Annotated in this window: 2 protein-coding genes; one reads left to right on the top strand and one right to left on the bottom strand. The window is 46.6% G+C overall.

Annotated elements, in window-relative coordinates; genetic code table 11:
* Positions 1-1,077 (top strand): beta-ketoacyl-ACP synthase (locus tag CXF78_RS16200; protein ID WP_102037362.1); only part of this gene is annotated, 1,077 nt, incomplete at its 5' end.
* Positions 1,078-1,148: 71 nt separating this feature from the next.
* Here the strand turns inward: CXF78_RS16200 and CXF78_RS16205 are convergent.
* A partial coding sequence (locus tag CXF78_RS16205) for a methyl-accepting chemotaxis protein (protein ID WP_257984930.1) occupies positions 1,149-1,818 on the bottom strand: 670 nt, incomplete at its 5' end.

A 1,818-nucleotide genomic window follows, 5' to 3' on the forward strand; every position in this document is an offset into this window, starting at 1 on the left:
GCTCCAGTGACTGATTTTACTCTCCCTGCGCATTATTCACGTAAAAAGATCCGCTCTATGGGGCGAGTATCCATGATGGCAACACGTGCCAGTGAATTAGCGCTTGAAGACGCAGGTTTGTTGAACGATCCCATCCTGAACTCCGGTCAAGCTGGCGTGGCCTACGGCTCATCTACAGGCAGTACAGATCCTATTATGGGCTTTGGCGACATGTTAAAAACTGGCGAAATGTCGGGGTTAACCGCCACCAGTTATATCCGCATGATGGCCCACACTACCGCAGTTAATATTGGGGTGTTCTTTGGCCTACAAGGCCGTATTCACACCACAAGCAGTGCCTGTACCTCTGCCAGTCAAGGCATTGGCTATGCTTATGAAGCGATTAAATATGGCATGCAAACCATTATGCTCGCGGGCGGCGGTGAAGAGCTTTGCCCTACCGAGGCGGTTGTGTTTGATACTTTGTATGCCACCAGCACCAAAAATGATACTCCAGAGCTAACGCCGCGCCCATTTGACAAGAACCGCGATGGTTTGGTTATCGGTGAAGGTGCTTGTACTTTGATATTAGAAGAGCTTGAACATGCTCAAGCCCGTGGTGCTAATATTTATGCTGAGTTGGTTGGTTTTGGCACCAATTCAGATGGCCAACACGTCACTCAACCCAATGCTAACACCATGGAAGTGGCGATTCGTTTAGCCTTAAAAGATGCCCAATTATCGGCACAAGACATCGGTTATATCAGTGCTCATGGCACCGCAACCGATCGCGGTGATATAGCAGAAACTGCCGCGACTCACGCAGTATTTGGTGCAGAAACGCCCATCTCTTCATTAAAGAGTTATACCGGTCATACCCTAGGCGCTTGTGGTTCATTGGAAGCATGGAGCAGTATTAACATGATGAATGAAGGCTGGTTTGCACCGACACTCAATCTTAATGATGTCGACCCTGAATGCGCCCCGCTGGATTATATTAAAGACGATATTCGTCATATCGACACCGACTACATTATGAGTAACAACTTTGCCTTTGGTGGCATTAATACTTCATTAATTTTTAAACGTTGGCGTTAATTGCATAAGAGCATCGTCCCAACTTAGCAGCCAAATAATACAGGCGAAAGCGATGCTATCGCCTGTATTTTTTACACCTTGTAAGCCGCAGCTTTGGTTTGATAGTCTTGAGTAATCTGTTTCATTTCTACCGCGCCACCAGCCAGCTTTTGAACTTGTGCCGATAACAGTACAACTGCTTGAGCGTTGTCCAAAATCTCCGATCCTATTTGAGTCAATCTATCTGCTTGTTGTTGTGTACCATTTGCCACGTTGTGGCTCAAGGTCGCCACTTGACCAATTTGGGCTGAACGTTGCTCAAGCCCTTTGGCTATGCCACTGGTATGAAATACATTTTGCGTCGTACGCTGTTTGCCTTGATCCATCGACTCAACGGTTTTTAGCATGCTGATATTCAAACGACTCAATACTTTTTCAATGCCATCGGTCGATTGACTGGTACGCTTTGCTAAAGTGCGAACTTCATCTGCCACCACCGCAAAACCTCGGCCACTCTCACCCGCTCTAGCCGCTTCAATCGCCGCATTTAACGCCAGTAAGTTAGTTTGATCTGAAATACTACGAATAGCCTGTAGCAATGTGGTGATAGCACTAATATCCGTGGTTAAATCGGTCATTGATTCTGCCACGTCTATCATATTAGTTTCTAGCGCCTGCATGTCTTTCATAATGCTTAATGCGCTTTGGCTATCACCAAGACTTGAGGCTGCCCCTACTTTTGCCTGATCCGCTGATATTTGA

This window comes from Shewanella sp. 11B5 (assembly GCF_002836795.1).
GTDB lineage: Bacteria > Pseudomonadota > Gammaproteobacteria > Enterobacterales > Shewanellaceae > Shewanella > Shewanella frigidimarina.